This window comes from Neisseria sp. WLZKY-1 (genome assembly GCF_046546535.1).
Lineage (GTDB): Bacteria > Pseudomonadota > Gammaproteobacteria > Burkholderiales > Neisseriaceae > Neisseria.
In genome coordinates this window covers 31,961-46,732 of the sequence record NZ_JBKGTW010000014.1, presented here as the reverse complement: position 1 = coordinate 46,732, position 14,772 = coordinate 31,961, and the positions used below count along the sequence as shown (strand labels likewise).

Sequence of the window (14,772 nt, the reverse complement as noted above, 5' to 3'; positions counted from 1 at the left end):
TTTGTTTACCCGGACAAAGCGGTTCGATGGCTGCCCACTGGGCATCGGATAGGGTATATCTGGTCATATCTGTATGATACTGTGAAAAATTGAATGTCAACAGACCCTAGGACAGCCCCAAATTATTTTATAGTGAGCCAAAATAAAAAATATACGGCATTGCTGCGCCTTGCCGTACTACCTGTACTGTCTGCGGCTTGCTGCCTTGTATCTTTTTTATTTTGACTCACTATACTATCCAAAACATTAAACTATAGCTTAATTATTTTCTTGCCTAAATCAAAACGCTGTTTGGCGGCATTCCATTTGAGCTCGCGTAAGCAGCCCTCAAGCTCGGCAGTAGTCACATGACGCATATCTTGTCCGCAAGCTCCGCCAGACGTAGCCTCATAAAGACGGGCAGTCGCTCCCCTGCGATCCAGCCTCAATTCGTACGAACTTCCCGTATATGCAAGGCGCGCCTTGCCATTGGGCAACCCTGTATAAATAAAGTATACCGCACCAGAGTTACCTGCGAAAAGCGAAGCGGCGGTGTCGCAGTACAATCCATTGTAATCCACAATATAATCGGAAATGCCGTCATTGTTTAAGTCAACAATGGAAACGCCTTTGGAAAAATCCAATTTCCCATTCTCGTGCTCGCGGCACATCTGCTCAGCCTCAGCTAACTCTTTGCGTACTTCGGCCGGCAGATTCGGAGCTGCGTAAACGGAAGCGGCACAGGCCAAAATCAGGGAAAACATCATTTTTTTCATCATAAATATCTCTTTTCGATTGCGGATATATTCAAAACGGCAGCAGACTGTTAAAACTTAATTATCTGCTGCCTCATCGCATAAAGCATCCTACGGTTTATTTTTTGCCTTTCGAGCTGCCTTTGTCTGCAGCAGATTGGGCGCGTGAGGCAAAAGATTTTGCCGTAACTTTTCCTCCGTTGGCTTTCGCTGTGGAAGACTGGATGCGGGAAGCATCCTGTTTGGTCATCGGTGTTTTGCTTTTAGACATTTAATTACTCCTTAATGTGAAAATACTCCCGGGCTATGGGATAGAAAATATCGGCGGAATCACCTACAATCCGCCGCTATCGGTTAAAGAATTGTAAATGCCGTTTACACTCCCCTGCCAGCAGCAAAAAGTGGGGGACTACAACAAAAAGTGGTGATATGGGCAAAATCTACGAAAAAATCCGCGCGCTGCGCGAAGAGCGGCAATGGTCGCAGGAAGAACTGGCCGCCAAACTCGGCCTGTCGGCCAACGGCTATGCAAAAATCGAGCGCGGCGAAACCCGTCTTAACCTGCCACGTTTGGAACAGATTGCCGAAGTTTTCGACACCGACATTCTGACCCTCATCATCCCTGACGACAGCAAGTACAGCCTGTCCATCAACAATATCGGCGACAACATCTCCGACAATTACCAAAACATCTGCGACGGCAGGACAAATGCCGACGGCGAAATCGAAAAACTGCAGCTGATGCTGAAACACCAGTCGGAAATGTTGGCGCAGAAAGAACGCGAGCTGGCCGCCTTACAGGAAATCATCCGCCTGATGCGCGAACGCGGCGCGTAAACGCCGCAGCACAGACAAGGCCGTCTGAAAACCACAAAACGGGTTTTCAGACGGCCTTTTGCCCTGTTTGTCAGGCGAGGAAGAAGCCGCTGTCGGGCATTTTTCCGCCCAAAAGTTTGGGGTTGAACTGCATCAGGATTTCATAAAAATGCAGGATTTCGGTTTTGATTTCAGAAGGTTTGGTTACGGTGAGCCTTGCGCCGTCTATGGCTGCCACCAAAGCCGGTTCGGGCGCGGGCAAGTAGTTTTTGCCGATTTTGGCAGCTTCGGCGCGGTGGCCGCTGATCCAGGCGAGGGCGTTTTTCAGGTCTTGGTGGAAGGTGTCGAATTGGGCTTTGTGCGCGTGGAAATAGGCTTCGTCGGCGATAATGCCGGCCATCGGAATCAGCGGCTTAGTGTCAAACGCCTGCGCCCAGGCTTTGACGATGTCGAAACCGCGCACGGTGGTTACGTCCGTCATTTTGCCGCGCAGCATGGCGGCCGAAGCCATAGGCTCGGGCAGAATCACGGCGTGGAAATCTTTGCTCAAAAACAGGCCGACGGCTTCGGCGGGCGTGGCGGCGTAGGTAATGCCAACTTTGGCCGCGTCGATTTTGAGTTTTTTCAACAGGGCTTGTAACACGATGTCGGGCATATCGTTTTTAAACGGCACGAGGATTTTTTTGCCCGCCAACTCCTGCGGCGAGGCAACGGCCTTGTTTTTGCAGACAAGCTGCGTGATGCCGTTGGTGAGGATGTTGACCATGCCGACTTTGCGGCCTTGGTTGCGCAGGTTTACGCCCACGTTGCTCGGACTCATCATCACTTTAAACTGGCCGCTTGCCACACCCGCGCGAAGCTGGTCGGGCGAGCGCCAGATTTTCAGCGACACATCAGCCTGTTTGGCCAGCTGCCCCTGCAAGGCAGCCACGGCGATAATCATGCTCGGCAGCGCGGGTGCGCCGTAAACGGTAAACTGCTCTTTGGCTGCGGCCAAGAGCGCGGGCGATGCGCCGGCGGCCGCCAGCGCGGCGGTGATTTTCAAAAATTCGCGTCGGTTGAACTGCATGGGTTTTCTCCTTTTGGTTGACGGGTAAACGGTTCGGCCGTCTGAAAGCAAAGCTTCAACGAAGTTAAAACCGTTCGGGTACGCTTTCAGACGGCCTTAATTAATGAACATTCGCGTTTATTCTGCGCCCAAACGGCAATCAGGTAAAGGCAGAGTTCCGAAAGGCCGTCTGAAAGCGCCGCCCTGTGCTTTCAGACGGCCTTTATGCTATCCTGCCGCGCCTGCCGCAAGCCTGTTTCAGGCCGTCTGAAAAGGCCGCGGCAGGCAATAACAAAAACATCTTTCAAATATAAAGGAACACCCATGACCGTAATCAAACAGGAAGACTTCATCCGCAGCATTGCCGACGCCTTTCAATTCATCAGCTACTACCATCCCGTCGATTACATCAAAGCCTTGAGCAAGGCTTGGGAGAAAGAAGAGAATCCTGCCGCCAAAGACGCGATGACGCAGATTCTGGTAAACAGCCGCATGTGTGCCGAGGGCCACCGCCCCATCTGCCAAGACACAGGCATCGCCACCGTCTTTTTGAAGGTCGGCATGAACGTGCAATGGGACGCGCAAATGAGCGTTCAGGAAATGGTAAACGAGGGCGTGCGCCGCGCCTACACCAATCCCGACAACAAACTGCGCGCATCCGTTTTGGCCGATCCGGCCGGCAAACGCAGCAACACCAAAGACAACACCCCCGCCGTCGTCCACATGGAAATCGTGGCGGGCGATAAAATCGAAGTAACCTGCGCGGCCAAAGGCGGCGGTTCGGAAAACAAATCCAAAATGGCCATGCTCAACCCGTCCGACAGCATCGTCGATTGGGTCTTGAAAACTGTGCCGACCATGGGCGCGGGCTGGTGTCCGCCGGGCATTTTGGGTATCGGCATCGGCGGCACGCCCGAAAAAGCCGCCCTGTTGGCCAAAGAATCCCTGATGAGTCACATCGACATCCACGAATTGCAGGAAAAAGCCGCATCTGGCGCGGAGCTCTCCACCGTCGAAGCCCTGCGCTTGGAACTCTTTGAAAAAGTAAACGCCTTGGGCATAGGCGCGCAAGGCTTGGGCGGCCTGACCACCGTGCTGGACGTGAAAATCCTCGATTATCCGACCCACGCCGCGTCCAAACCCGTGGCCATGATTCCGAACTGCGCCGCCACCCGCCACGTCGAATTCGAACTGGACGGCAGCGGCCCCGCCGTGCTCACCCCGCCGACCATCGAAGACTGGCCAGACATCACCTACAACCCGAAAAACGGCCGCCGCGTCAACGTAAACGAATTGACCAAAGAAGAAGTCGCCACCTGGAAAATGGGTGACGTGCTGCTCTTGAACGGCAAAATCTACACCGGCCGCGATGCCGCCCACAAACGCATGACCGATATGCTGGACAAAGGCGAAAAACTGCCTGTGGACTTGTCGGGCAAACTGATTTACTACGTCGGCCCGGTCGATCCCGTGCGCGACGAAGTGGTCGGCCCCGCCGGTCCTACCACCGCCACCCGCATGGACAAATTCACCCGCCAGATGCTCGAACAAACCGGCCTTTTGGGCATGATAGGCAAGTCCGAACGCGGCGCGGCGGCCTGTCAGGCGATTGCCGACAACAAAGCCGTGTACCTGATGGCGGTCGGCGGTTCGGCCTATCTGGTGGCCAAAGCCATCAAACAGGCCAAAGTCGTCGCCTTCGCCGATTTGGGCATGGAAGCGATTTACGAGTTTGAAGTGAAAGACATGCCGGTAACGGTGGCGGTGGATGCGGCAGGACAATCCGTCCATGCCGTCGCGCCGAAACAATGGCAGGCCAAAATCGGCATCATCCCCGTCGAAGCCTGACCCGGCTGACCGCAGGCAGGCCAAAGGCCGTCTGAAAACCCCGAAACAGGGTTTTCAGACGGCCTTTGGCCTTTCAGACGGCCTCCCGATACCGCTGTATGTAAAGATACGGCAACAGAGTAAAATTATGTTAGTATCCGTCTGTATCTGTTTGACCGGACAGAAAAATGCCAACGGCCGACAATAAGGAGAAAACCATGCAGGACGTTTTTACAGACAACGGAGACACCGCAGGCGAAGAAGACGAACGCCTGCTCGATGTGCCCGCCGCACGCGGCATCGGGCGCGGCATCGGCTGGATACACGAAGCGTTTTTGCTGTTTCGCGAATATTGGGCGGCGTGGATGCTGATTGCCCTCGTGCTGTTCGTCGCGGAAGAAATCTGCAAAGGCATCATGACCTACTCGGGCATGATAGGGGCGGCAGTGTACGGCATGTTCGTACTCTTTAAGGCGGGCGGCATCATGTCCGCCGCATCGGTTCAGGAATACGAAGAAACGCCGCCGCGCATCGGCCATCTGTTTGCCGTTTTCGACGGCAAGATATTCGAGTTCGTACTGCTGTTTGTTCTGATGTTCCTGTCGGCCGTCGCTTGGGCGCTGCTGCTGTACGGCGCGGCCAACGCACTGGGCTGGCTCGGCAATACGGAGGGCATCGCCACCCTGCCGGTTTCCCTCGTCCTGCTGCTGGTTTTTTGGTATCTGTCGTGGCAGCTGCTGCTCGGTTTCGCCCCCGTTTTGGTATTCCTGCAAAACGAAACCCCGTTTGCCGCCATCCTGCTGAGCGCCAAGGCCGCCGTGAAAAACATCCTGCCGCTGGCCTTGTGCGGCGCCTGTTTCGCATTTTTCTATATTGTGATACTCGCCCTTCCCGGCCTGCGCGAAGGCGCCGCTTCCTATATATTGAGCGCCCTGCTGCTCGCCCTCAACATCCTCGGCTACCTCACCGCCTACGCCGCCTACCGCGACATCTGGTTCGAACCGTCCGAGCGAGATCCCGTCACCATCGGCTACCGCTGAATGTTTTACTTTGTTGCGAAAGAAACAAAAACGAAACGCAACGCGGCTGTTGCACGAATGCAGCAAGCGCCACAGGAAACAACGGCAGACACTTGACCGGCCGCAAAACGGCCGCGATAATGCGCGCCGTCAAGCCGTTGCTAAATGACAGTTTGATAGTTTCTCCTCTATTTCTCCTTTGTAAACTTGGCACACATTCCCGCGAATGTGTGCATTTTTTTGTCCGCAGCTTCCGCATCCGTCTTTTCAATACAAAAACGAAAACAACAACAGAAAATAACGTTCCGAAACCTTCCTTATTTTTCGTTTTTGTGTGTTTTTATCAAGAATGTTCCATTTTATGCAAAACATAGGCGCGAAAACTTGACGCTGCCGCAGTGCTTGCAGATAATGCGCGGCGTTGAGCGGCTGACAGCAGCCGTTTAACAGTTTCTCCTCTATTTCTCCTTTGTAGACTTGGCACACATTTGAAAAAATGTGTGCATTTTTTTTGTCCGCCTGCCGCGCAAATCAAAGAGGCCGTCTGAAAGCGGAAATTTTGGCGGAAGCGAAGCGGATTTCTGCCTATGCAACCATTTCCGTGCAGCCAAAAAACTTCCGCCTGCGCGGGAATGACGGCACGGGCTGTTTTTAGTTTCCTTGAGGCCCCGTTTTCAGACGGCCTTCGAGATTTGGCGAAGGTTTTCGGACAACGGAAAACCGCCCTGCCATGCGCCAAACAAAAAGAAACGCCGGAACGGAAAACGTTCCGGCGTTTCTTTTTGCGCCGCCGCAAGCGCGTTTTAACTTCGTTGAAACCCGTTTTCAGACGGCCTTTTTCCTGCGCCCCACCACCGACAGGACAATCGCCACGGCAGACAGCAGACCGATCAGCGGCAGCGAGCCCCCCAGTTTCATATACGGCGTTTCGCCCGTATAGCCTTCCACCCTTGCCGTCAGCACCGTGTCGGTATCGGCTGCGGCCAGCGCCGTAACGCGGCCTTTTCTGTCGATAACGGCGGTGGCGCCGGTGTTGGTGGCGCGCACCATCTGACGGCCGAGTTCGAGGGCACGCGCCTGCGACTGCTGCAAGTGCTGGTACATGGCGTTGGAGTCGCCGTACCAGGCCAGGTTGCTGGCGTTGGCCAGCAGCGTGGAGCGGGCGGCGGCGGAAATCAGTTCGTCGCCGAAGCCGTCTTCGTAGCAGATGTTGAAGGCGATGCGCTGGTTTTTCATCGCCAAAGGCTCCTGGCTGCCGCCGCCCGCGCGGAAGTCGGACAGGGGCATGTCCATCATGGCGTAAAGCGGTTCGGTCAGCGCGGGCAGGGGTTTGTATTCGCCGAAGGGGACGAGGTGGTTTTTGGCGTAATACGGCAGCGTTTGCGCGTTGTTTTGGAAACCGGTGAGGTCGACGACGGCGTTTTGGTAGTTGAGGCCGTCTGAAGTGAGACGGATCACGCCTGCGGCCAGCGCACTGCCGTTCTGCCGCGCGGCTTCGGCAAATTCGGCCAACACGCTGTCAGGCAAATCCTGCAACATGACGGGGATGGCGGTTTCGGGCAGGATAACGATGTCGGCCTGCGTTTGGGCGATTTGGCCGTAGTAGCGCCGCAGGGTCGGCAGCACTTGGTCTTCGCGGAATTTCAGCGTTTGCGGGATATTGCCCTGCGCGAGGGCGACGGTGCTGCTTTGGCCGGTCGGCTGCGTGAAATCCGCCTCTTTGGCGAAATGTCCCGCCGCCAGCAGGGCAAGCACGCCGCAGGCAAAGGCCGCACGGGTTTTCAGACGGCCTTCCCCATCGACAAGCAACACCAGCCATGCGCCGGCCAGCGCGGTGGCGAAGGTTACCAGATGGATGCCGCCCAAAGGCGCGAATCCGGCCAGCGGCGAGGCATCGGCGATTTGCGAATAACCGAGCGCGCCCCAGCCGAAGCCGGTTATCAGCCGCTCGCGGGCGAACTCGGCCAGCGTCCAGAACACGGGCAGCGCCAGCCCGACCGACAGGCCGCGCTGCAAACGGGTTTTACCCCACAGCCACACGGCGGCGGCGGGAAACAGGGCAAGATAGGCGGGCAGCAGCACGGTGAGCGGCAGGGCGTAGAGATTGGGCAGGCCGGAGATGTCGTGCAGCGCGGTGTGTATCCAGTAAAACTGGCAGCAATAGGCGGCAAAGCCGAACAAATAAGCGCTGCGCACGCGCACCTGCGGGCGCAGTTCGAGCAGGCGGATTAAGGCGGCAAACAGCAGCGGCATCAGCCAGAAGCGGTAATACGGCGCGAAGCACAGCGGCGTGGCGGCGGCCAGCAGAAGCAGCAGCGGCCAATACACGGCGCGGCGGCGCCAGAAGGTGTCGAGTTTGGCAAACATATTGCTCGCAAAAAGGCTCTTGTGGACAAGGCGCGGCATTCTACCGAAAAACCCACCGCCGCGCCGTGCCGCGCCCGTTCAGACGGCCTTTCAACGACTTGCCGAAATGCCGCAACCATAAACAATGTCGGAATAAAAATGATAGACAAGCCGTCCGATTAGGTAGACAATCGTCCCGTTTTCCCCGCAACTATTGCGTTCGGCCAAAGCCGGATGTGCGACAAAACAAAGCGGGGAAAGACAATGGATTACTCATTCTTATTTATTGGATACTTTAACGAGAGGTAAAGAAATATGCCGCAAATGAAACTGAACGTGACCGGAATGTCCGGCCAGGAAGATGCCCGCAAACTGATCGCCAAAGCCGAGGAAGTGCCGAACGTGCGCATGGTAAACGCCAATTTTGAAACCGGCGTCGTCGTCGTCACCCACGCCGAGGGCATGGACGTCGAAGCCGTGAAAAAAGCCATCGCCGACGCAGGTTTCGCCGTCGCCTGATGCCGCCGCACAAACAGGCCGTCTGAAAACCTTTTCAGACGGCCTTTTCTTTATTCCGCCGCCCGTTCTGCTAGAATCGCCGCTTCTTTTTCCGTTTTTTCCGCCATGAACTCCCTCTTAGACAAACTCCAAGCCTACCCCTTCGCCCGCCTGCGCGAAGCCATGCAGGGCATCACCCCGCCCGCACACCTCAAACCCGTCATGCTGCAAATCGGCGAACCCAAGCACCCCACGCCCGCCCTCATCACCGACGCGCTCGCCGCCTCTGCCGCAGAATTTTCCCAATACCCGCTCACCGCCGGCCTACCCGAACTGCGCCAAGCCTGCGCCCGCTGGCTGGAACGCCGCTACAACGGCCTGCGTCTCGACCCCGAAAGCGAAATCCTGCCCGTGCTCGGCAGCCGCGAAGCCCTCTTTTCCTTCGTCCAAACCGTGCTCGACCCCGCCGCGCACGATCGGCAGATTGTCGTCTGCCCAAACCCGTTTTACCAGATTTACGAAGGTGCCACCTTCCTCGGCGGCGGCGAAATCTATTTTGCCAACAGCACCCCGCCGCGCTTTCTGCCCGACTGGGATTCCGTTCCCGCCGACATCTGGCCGCACGTCAAAATCCTCTTCGCCTGCTCGCCCGACAACCCCAGCGGCAGCGTGATGAGCCTTGCCGACTGGCAGAAACTGTTTGCCTTGCAGAACAAATACGGCTTCGTGATCGCCGCCGACGAATGCTATTCCGAAATCTATTCCGACCAAAAACCGATCGGCGCATTGCAGGCTGCCGCGCAACTGGGGCGCGGCTACAAAGGCATCGTCATGTTCACCAGCCTGTCCAAACGCTCCAACGCCCCCGGCCTGCGCTCGGGCTTCGTGGCGGGCGACGCCGATCTGCTGCGCCCCTTCCTGCTCTACCGCACCTACCACGGCAGCGCCATGAGCCTGCCCGTCCAGCGCGCCAGCATCGCCGCCTGGGACGACGAAGCACACGTTGCCGAAAACCGCCGCCTCTACCGCGAAAAATTCGAGCGCGTCGTGCCCGTATTGCGGCAGGCGTTTGACGTTGCCATGCCCGAAGCCTCGTTTTACATCTGGCTCAAAGTGCCCGACAGCGACGATTTGGCCTTCACGCAAAAACTGTGGCGCGAAGCCGCCGTGCAGGTGCTGCCCGGCCGCTTCTTCGCCCGCGACACGGCCAACGGCAACCCCGGCCGCGGCTACGTGCGCATCGCCCTCGTTGCCCCGCTCGAAGACTGCCTCGAAGGCGCGCGCCGCATGGTGGCACTCTTCCGCCGCAACGATGAATAAGGCCGTCTGAAAAGGCCGTCTGAAAAAAGTTTCGCCGCAACCCGCAACCCGCCGCCGCATCTGCCTGCGAAGCGGCGTGCGGCATCAAAAACGGCAAAGGCCGTCTGAAAAAGCCCCATGCTTTTCAGACGGCCTTTACACATCCCGCCCTTTTCCGCTATTTTCCACCCCACGCCACCACCCTGCCCTGCGGACAACATGAAAAAAATCACCCCCGCCAACCTTGTTCCCCTGCTGACCGCCGCCCTGCCCGAAAAAGACATGGCGCACATCCTCAACGCGCTGGTGCAATTCCTGCGCGACGGCGGCGTCAAACGCGCCTCGCAGCGCTTCGACCTGCTGCTGGACGCCTTCAAACAAAACCCCGAACTGGCGCGCGAATTCGGCACCCGCTTCCACCGCTGGCTCGGCAGCATCCACATCTACCCCGCCCTCGTCGGCCTGGGCATCTTCTCGCGCAGCGGCTTCGCCCGCGAAATGGGCATCCGCATCTACGAACGTTTCATGCCGTCTTTCAAGGACTTGAACAACCTGCGCGACGTTTTCCTCTACCTTTTCCAGCGGCAGAACGACGAAAAATGGCTGCACACCGTCAGCCTGCTGCAATGGCTGTCGCTCTACGACACCCTCTGCCGCCACAGCGACCCCGCCGCCGTTCAGACGGCCTCCCGCCACCTCGAACAGGCGCGGCTGCACGCCCTCGAAATGCTCTCCATCTGGGTGGCCGCCGAAGAGCTCGAACCCGAATTCACCCGCCTCGAACCCAAGCTGATGGAAGTCGACTCCGCCTTCGTCGCCCTGCATCAGGAAATCAGCCGCCTCGTCGCCCACTACCGCAGCGGCCAAACCGAACACTACGACACCGCCCACATCGCAGTGATGATGGAACAATGCCGCGCCCAAGTCGAACGCCTGCGCCGCAAAGGCACGGGCGCGGGTGCGGGGTCGTCCGTCAAAGTCGCCCACCTACTCGAGCGCCTGTCGCAAACCCTCGACCGCCTCGCCGTCCTCCTCGACATCCAAACCGCGCCCGACGAAAAAGAATGCCGCCGCCACTGCGTGCGCCTGCTCAACTCCCTCACCACCGCCGCCGTCGAACAGCACAGCACCGAACTTCTGCGCCGCCGCAGCATCAACATGCTGGCCAAAAGCATCAGCGAAAACACCAGTGGCCACGGCGAGCACTACATCACCCGCAACAAACGCGAATACTTCGCCATGCTCGCCTCGGCCGCAGGCGGTGGCGTCATCATCGCCCTGATGGCCGGCAACAAAATCCGCATCACCGGCCTCGGCCTCGGCGACTTCACCACCGCCTTTCTCGCCGGACTCAACTACGGCATCGGCTTCATGTTCATCCACATCGTCGGCTGCACCGTCGCCACCAAACAGCCCGCCATGACCGCCGCCCGCATCGCCGAACACGTCGAACACAAAGCAGGCGCGCGCGCCCTCGAAAGCAAACTGGCCAAACTCCTGATCGACGTCGCCCGCTCGCAGGCCGTCGCCGTATTCGGCAACGTCGTCGTCGCCGTCATCGTCGCCTCCGTTGTCGCCGCCGCCGTCGCCGCCCACACCGGCGCCCCCATGCTCGACGCCCATACCGCCGCCTACCAGTTCAAATCCCTGCAGCCCTTCACCCAGCCCACCCTCTGGTACGCCGCCATCGCCGGCGTCTGGCTCTTCTGCTCCGGCATCATCTCCGGCTTCTACGACAACCGCGCCGACTACCTCAACCTGAGAAAACGCCTCACCGTCCAGCCCCTGCTCAAACGCCTGCTGCCCGCCCGCCCCCGCGCCTTCCTCGCCGACTACCTCCACCGCCACTACGGCTCGCTGGCGGGCAACTTCATCTTCGGCATGCTGCTGGGCATGACCGGCTGGTTCGGCCACCTCCTCGGCCTGCCGCTCGACATCCGCCACGTCGCCTTCTCCTCCGCCAACCTCGGCTACGCCGCCGTCAGCGACCACAGCGGCTTCCTCTACTTCCTGCTCAACCTCGCCTTCGTCCTGATGATAGGCGCGGTAAACCTCGTCGTCAGCTTCTCCCTCGCCCTCACCGTCGCCCTGCGCTCGCGCGGCGCTCGCATCGAAAGCCTGTCCAAACTCATCGACACCCTGTGGCTGCAAATCAAAGCCAACCCCCTCAGTCTCCTCTTCCCCGTGCAGCCCCCCGCCGCCGCAGGCGGGAACGGCAACGGCGGCAACGGCAGCAGCGCAAACGGCAAAGCCAAAGAATAAACAGAAAAGGCCGTCTGAAAGCCCCGAAACCCTTTTCAGACGGCCTCCGAACAACGCACAAAGCCTCCGTAGGGTGTGTCGCCCCGCGACGCACGCGTTCCCGATAAGACAAGCCCCCAAAGGCCGTCTGAAAACAAAGTTCGGGCAAAAAAACCGCGAAAACCGCTTTCAGACGGCCTCAGAACAACCGGCAACAACAAAGGAAAACCCCATGAAACCCAGCTTCATCACCCTCGACGGCATCGACGGCTCCGGCAAATCCACCCACCTGGCCACCATCGAAAACTGGTTTGCCGAACGAAACCTGCCCGTCCTCTTCACCCGCGAACCCGGCGGCACCCCGCTGGGAGAAAGCCTGCGCAGCCTGCTGCTCAACCCCGCGACACACGTCGGCCTGCGCAGCGAAACCCTGCTGATGTTCGCCGCCCGCCAACAGCACCTCGACGACGTCATCCTGCCCGCCCTCGCCAAAGGCATCCACGTCGTTTCCGACCGCTTCACCGACGCCACCTTCGCCTACCAGGGCGGCGGGCGCGGCATCCCCGCCGCCGACATCGCCGTACTCGAAAACTGGGTACAGGGCAGCCTGCGCCCCGACCTCACCTTCATCCTCGACGTCCCCCTCGAAACCTCCTTCGCCCGCGTCTCGCAATCGCGCGAAAAAGACCGCTTCGAGCAGGAAGAAGCCGCCTTCTTCGCCCGTGTGCGCCAAAGCTACCTCGACCGCGCCGCCGCCGACCCGCAACGCTGCCGCGTTATCGACAGCAACCGCGACAAAAACCAAGTCCGCGCCGAAATCGAAAACATCCTGCAACAGCACTTTAAGGCCGTCTGAAACGCAGACTTGACCCGCGTCAGACCCGCAACGGCGCATTTGCTTTATAGTGCTGCCTCGCCAAACCCCTATCCGCAAAGGAGCAAAGCATGGAAACCGTAACCCTCGCCGTCGGCGGCATGAACTGCGGCGGCTGCGTGAAAAACGTCACCCGCATCCTGCAAGGCGTGCCCGGCGTGGAAAGCGCCGAAGTCAGCCTGGAAACGGCCAGCGCAACCGTGCGTTTCGACCCCGCCATAACGCAGCCGGCCGCCCTCGCCGCCGCCGTGGAAGACGGCGGCTTCGACGCTTCACTGTAAACGTCTGCCCACGCCGTTTGCCTATATCATCGCCGCACAGCCCCCGCGCTTTTTAACCATGAAAACAACCGCCTTCGCCGCTTTTCTGCTGTCTGCCCCGCTCTTGGCCCAAGCCGCGCCGCTGCCCGAAGCGGTGGCGCACGAACTCGACGTACTGGCCTCCGTCTGCCGCCTCTCGGGCGGGCGTCCCTACGGCTTCCGCCACGCCGTGGAAAAAGCCGATCTGAACGGCGACGGCATCGACGACTACGTGCTGGACGACGGCGAATGCCAATGCTACGGCGGCAGCGGCATCTTCGGCAGCCGCAAAGGCGGCGGCGTCACCGTGTTCGTCGGCCTGCCCGAAGGCGGCGCGGAAAAATCCTTTTTCCACGGCGCGTTCGGCTCCAAGCTCGACTATGCGGGCAGGCAGGCCAAAGCCTATATCGGCGTGGCCGGAACGCTGTGCGGCCAAACGCGCGAAGAAGAAAAACGCAACGGCTACGAAAAATGCAGCCGCCCGCTCAAATGGAACGCGCAGGCGCGGCGCTTTGAAATCGACATGACGGTGAAACGCGCGCCGTGGTACTGACCTGGCTTGAGGCCGTCTGAAACCCTTTTCAGACGGCCTCAAATGCGTTTTATGCTACAATCGCGCGTTAAATTTTCTTTACGGAACTCCAACCCATGAGCTTGAAATGCGGTATCGTCGGCCTGCCCAACGTCGGCAAATCCACCCTCTTTAATGCGCTGACCCAATCGGGCATCGAAGCGGCCAACTATCCTTTCTGCACCATCGAGCCGAACGTCGGCATCGTCGAAGTGCCCGACCCGCGCATGGACGCGCTGGCGAAAATCGTCAATCCGCAAAAAATGCAGCCCGCCATCGTCGAATTTGTCGATATTGCGGGCTTGGTGGCCGGCGCGAGCAAAGGCGAGGGCTTGGGCAACCAGTTTCTTGCCAATATCCGCGAAACCGACGCGATTGTGAACGTAGTACGCTGTTTTGACGACGACAATATCGTCCACGTTTCCGGCAAGGTCGATCCGATTGCCGACATCGAAACCATCGGCACCGAGCTGGCGCTGGCGGATTTGGCCAGCGTGGAAAAAGCCATCGTGCGCGAAGGCAAACGCGCTAAATCGGGCGACAAAGACGCGCAAAAACTCGTCGCCCTGCTCGAGAGCCTGCTGCCGCATCTGAACGAAGGCAAACCCGTGCGCTCCTTCGGCCTCGATGCCGAGCAAACCGTGCTGTTGCGCCCGCTGTTTCTGCTCACCGTGAAGCCTGCCATGTATGTCGCCAACGTGGCCGAAGACGGTTTTGACAACAATCCCCATCTCGAGCGCCTGAAAGAACTCGCCGCCAAAGAAAACGCGCCCGTTGTCGCCGTGTGCGCCGCAATGGAAAGCGAAATTGCCGAGTTGGAAGACGACGAAAAAGCCGAATTCCTCGCCGAAATGGGCTTGGAAGAGCCGGGTTTGAACCGCTTAATCCGCGCGGGCTACGATTTGCTCGGCCTGCAAACCTACTTCACCGCCGGCGTAAAAGAAGTACGCGCGTGGACCATCCATAAAGGCGACACCGCCCCGCAGGCCGCCGGTGTCATCCACACCGACTTCGAGCGCGGCTTCATCCGCGCCCAAGTGATCGCCTACGAAGATTTCGTCGCCCTCGGCGGCGAAGCCAAAGCCAAAGAAGCGGGTAAAATGCGCGTGGAAGGCAAGGAATATGTGGTGCAGGACGGCGATGTGATGCATTTCCTGTTCAACGTGTAAACAGCAAGGCAGAGGCCGTCTGAAAACCTTT

At 58.7% G+C, this 14,772-nt stretch carries 14 protein-coding genes; 10 read left to right on the top strand and 4 right to left on the bottom strand.

The annotated features are described in order from the left end of the window. Window positions 1–251: 251 nt before the first annotated feature. Together ACLD9W_RS05710 and ACLD9W_RS05705 are read right to left on the bottom strand one after the other, a co-directional pair. The gene (locus ACLD9W_RS05710) at window positions 252–758 is read right to left on the bottom strand and encodes a hypothetical protein (RefSeq protein WP_410841118.1); all 507 of its coding nucleotides are present in this window, start codon (window positions 756–758) and stop codon (window positions 252–254) included. A 94-nt stretch (window positions 759–852) separates the two neighbouring features. Beyond that, window positions 853–1,005: a hypothetical protein gene (locus ACLD9W_RS05705; protein WP_410841117.1), complete on the bottom strand. Its 153-nt coding sequence runs from the start codon at window positions 1,003–1,005 to the stop codon at window positions 853–855. A 158-nt stretch (window positions 1,006–1,163) separates the two neighbouring features. Here ACLD9W_RS05705 and ACLD9W_RS05700 point away from each other — a divergent pair, with 158 nt between their 5' ends. Further along, window positions 1,164–1,571 (top strand): helix-turn-helix domain-containing protein, encoded by a 408-nt coding sequence (locus ACLD9W_RS05700; protein WP_410841116.1) that lies wholly within the window; start codon window positions 1,164–1,166, stop codon window positions 1,569–1,571. A gap of 70 nt (window positions 1,572–1,641) precedes the next feature. On the opposite strand, the gene ACLD9W_RS05695 is transcribed toward ACLD9W_RS05700, so the two are convergent. Continuing rightward, the gene (locus tag ACLD9W_RS05695; RefSeq protein ID WP_410841115.1) at window positions 1,642–2,619 is read right to left on the bottom strand and encodes an ABC transporter substrate-binding protein; all 978 of its coding nucleotides are present in this window, start codon (window positions 2,617–2,619) and stop codon (window positions 1,642–1,644) included. Window positions 2,620–2,922: 303 nt separating this feature from the next. Here ACLD9W_RS05695 and ACLD9W_RS05690 point away from each other — a divergent pair, with 303 nt between their 5' ends. Next, on the top strand, window positions 2,923–4,446 hold the full coding sequence (locus ACLD9W_RS05690) for a fumarate hydratase (protein WP_410841114.1): 1,524 nt from the start codon (window positions 2,923–2,925) through the stop codon (window positions 4,444–4,446). Window positions 4,447–4,643: 197 nt separating this feature from the next. Continuing rightward, window positions 4,644–5,465: a hypothetical protein gene (locus ACLD9W_RS05685; RefSeq protein ID WP_410841113.1), complete on the top strand. Its 822-nt coding sequence runs from the start codon at window positions 4,644–4,646 to the stop codon at window positions 5,463–5,465. Between the two features lie 804 nt (window positions 5,466–6,269). Here ACLD9W_RS05685 and lnt read toward each other — a convergent pair. Then, the gene (lnt, locus tag ACLD9W_RS05680; RefSeq protein WP_410841112.1) at window positions 6,270–7,811 is read right to left on the bottom strand and encodes an apolipoprotein N-acyltransferase; all 1,542 of its coding nucleotides are present in this window, start codon (window positions 7,809–7,811) and stop codon (window positions 6,270–6,272) included. Between the two features lie 303 nt (window positions 7,812–8,114). On the opposite strand from lnt, the gene ACLD9W_RS05675 reads away from it, so the two are divergent. From ACLD9W_RS05675 to ychF, 7 genes are all read left to right on the top strand, one after another. After that, window positions 8,115–8,309, top strand: a complete 195-nt coding sequence (locus ACLD9W_RS05675) for a heavy-metal-associated domain-containing protein (protein WP_410841111.1) — start codon at window positions 8,115–8,117, stop codon at window positions 8,307–8,309. Window positions 8,310–8,414: 105 nt separating this feature from the next. Then, entirely contained in the window at window positions 8,415–9,608 is a 1,194-nt protein-coding gene (dapC, locus tag ACLD9W_RS05670; protein WP_410841110.1) for a succinyldiaminopimelate transaminase, read from the top strand. 198 nt (window positions 9,609–9,806) lie between these two features. Beyond that, window positions 9,807–11,849, top strand: a complete 2,043-nt coding sequence (locus tag ACLD9W_RS05665) for a site-specific recombinase (protein ID WP_410841109.1) — start codon at window positions 9,807–9,809, stop codon at window positions 11,847–11,849. A gap of 211 nt (window positions 11,850–12,060) precedes the next feature. Further along, window positions 12,061–12,684, top strand: coding sequence for a dTMP kinase (tmk, locus tag ACLD9W_RS05660; protein WP_410841108.1), 624 nt, complete (start codon window positions 12,061–12,063; stop codon window positions 12,682–12,684). 89 nt (window positions 12,685–12,773) lie between these two features. After that, window positions 12,774–12,983: a heavy-metal-associated domain-containing protein gene (locus tag ACLD9W_RS05655; RefSeq protein ID WP_410841107.1), complete on the top strand. Its 210-nt coding sequence runs from the start codon at window positions 12,774–12,776 to the stop codon at window positions 12,981–12,983. Between the two features lie 58 nt (window positions 12,984–13,041). After that, the gene (locus ACLD9W_RS05650; protein ID WP_410841106.1) at window positions 13,042–13,554 is read left to right on the top strand and encodes a hypothetical protein; all 513 of its coding nucleotides are present in this window, start codon (window positions 13,042–13,044) and stop codon (window positions 13,552–13,554) included. A 95-nt stretch (window positions 13,555–13,649) separates the two neighbouring features. After that, the gene (gene ychF, locus ACLD9W_RS05645) at window positions 13,650–14,741 is read left to right on the top strand and encodes a redox-regulated ATPase YchF (RefSeq protein ID WP_410841105.1); all 1,092 of its coding nucleotides are present in this window, start codon (window positions 13,650–13,652) and stop codon (window positions 14,739–14,741) included. Window positions 14,742–14,772 lie beyond the last annotated feature (31 nt).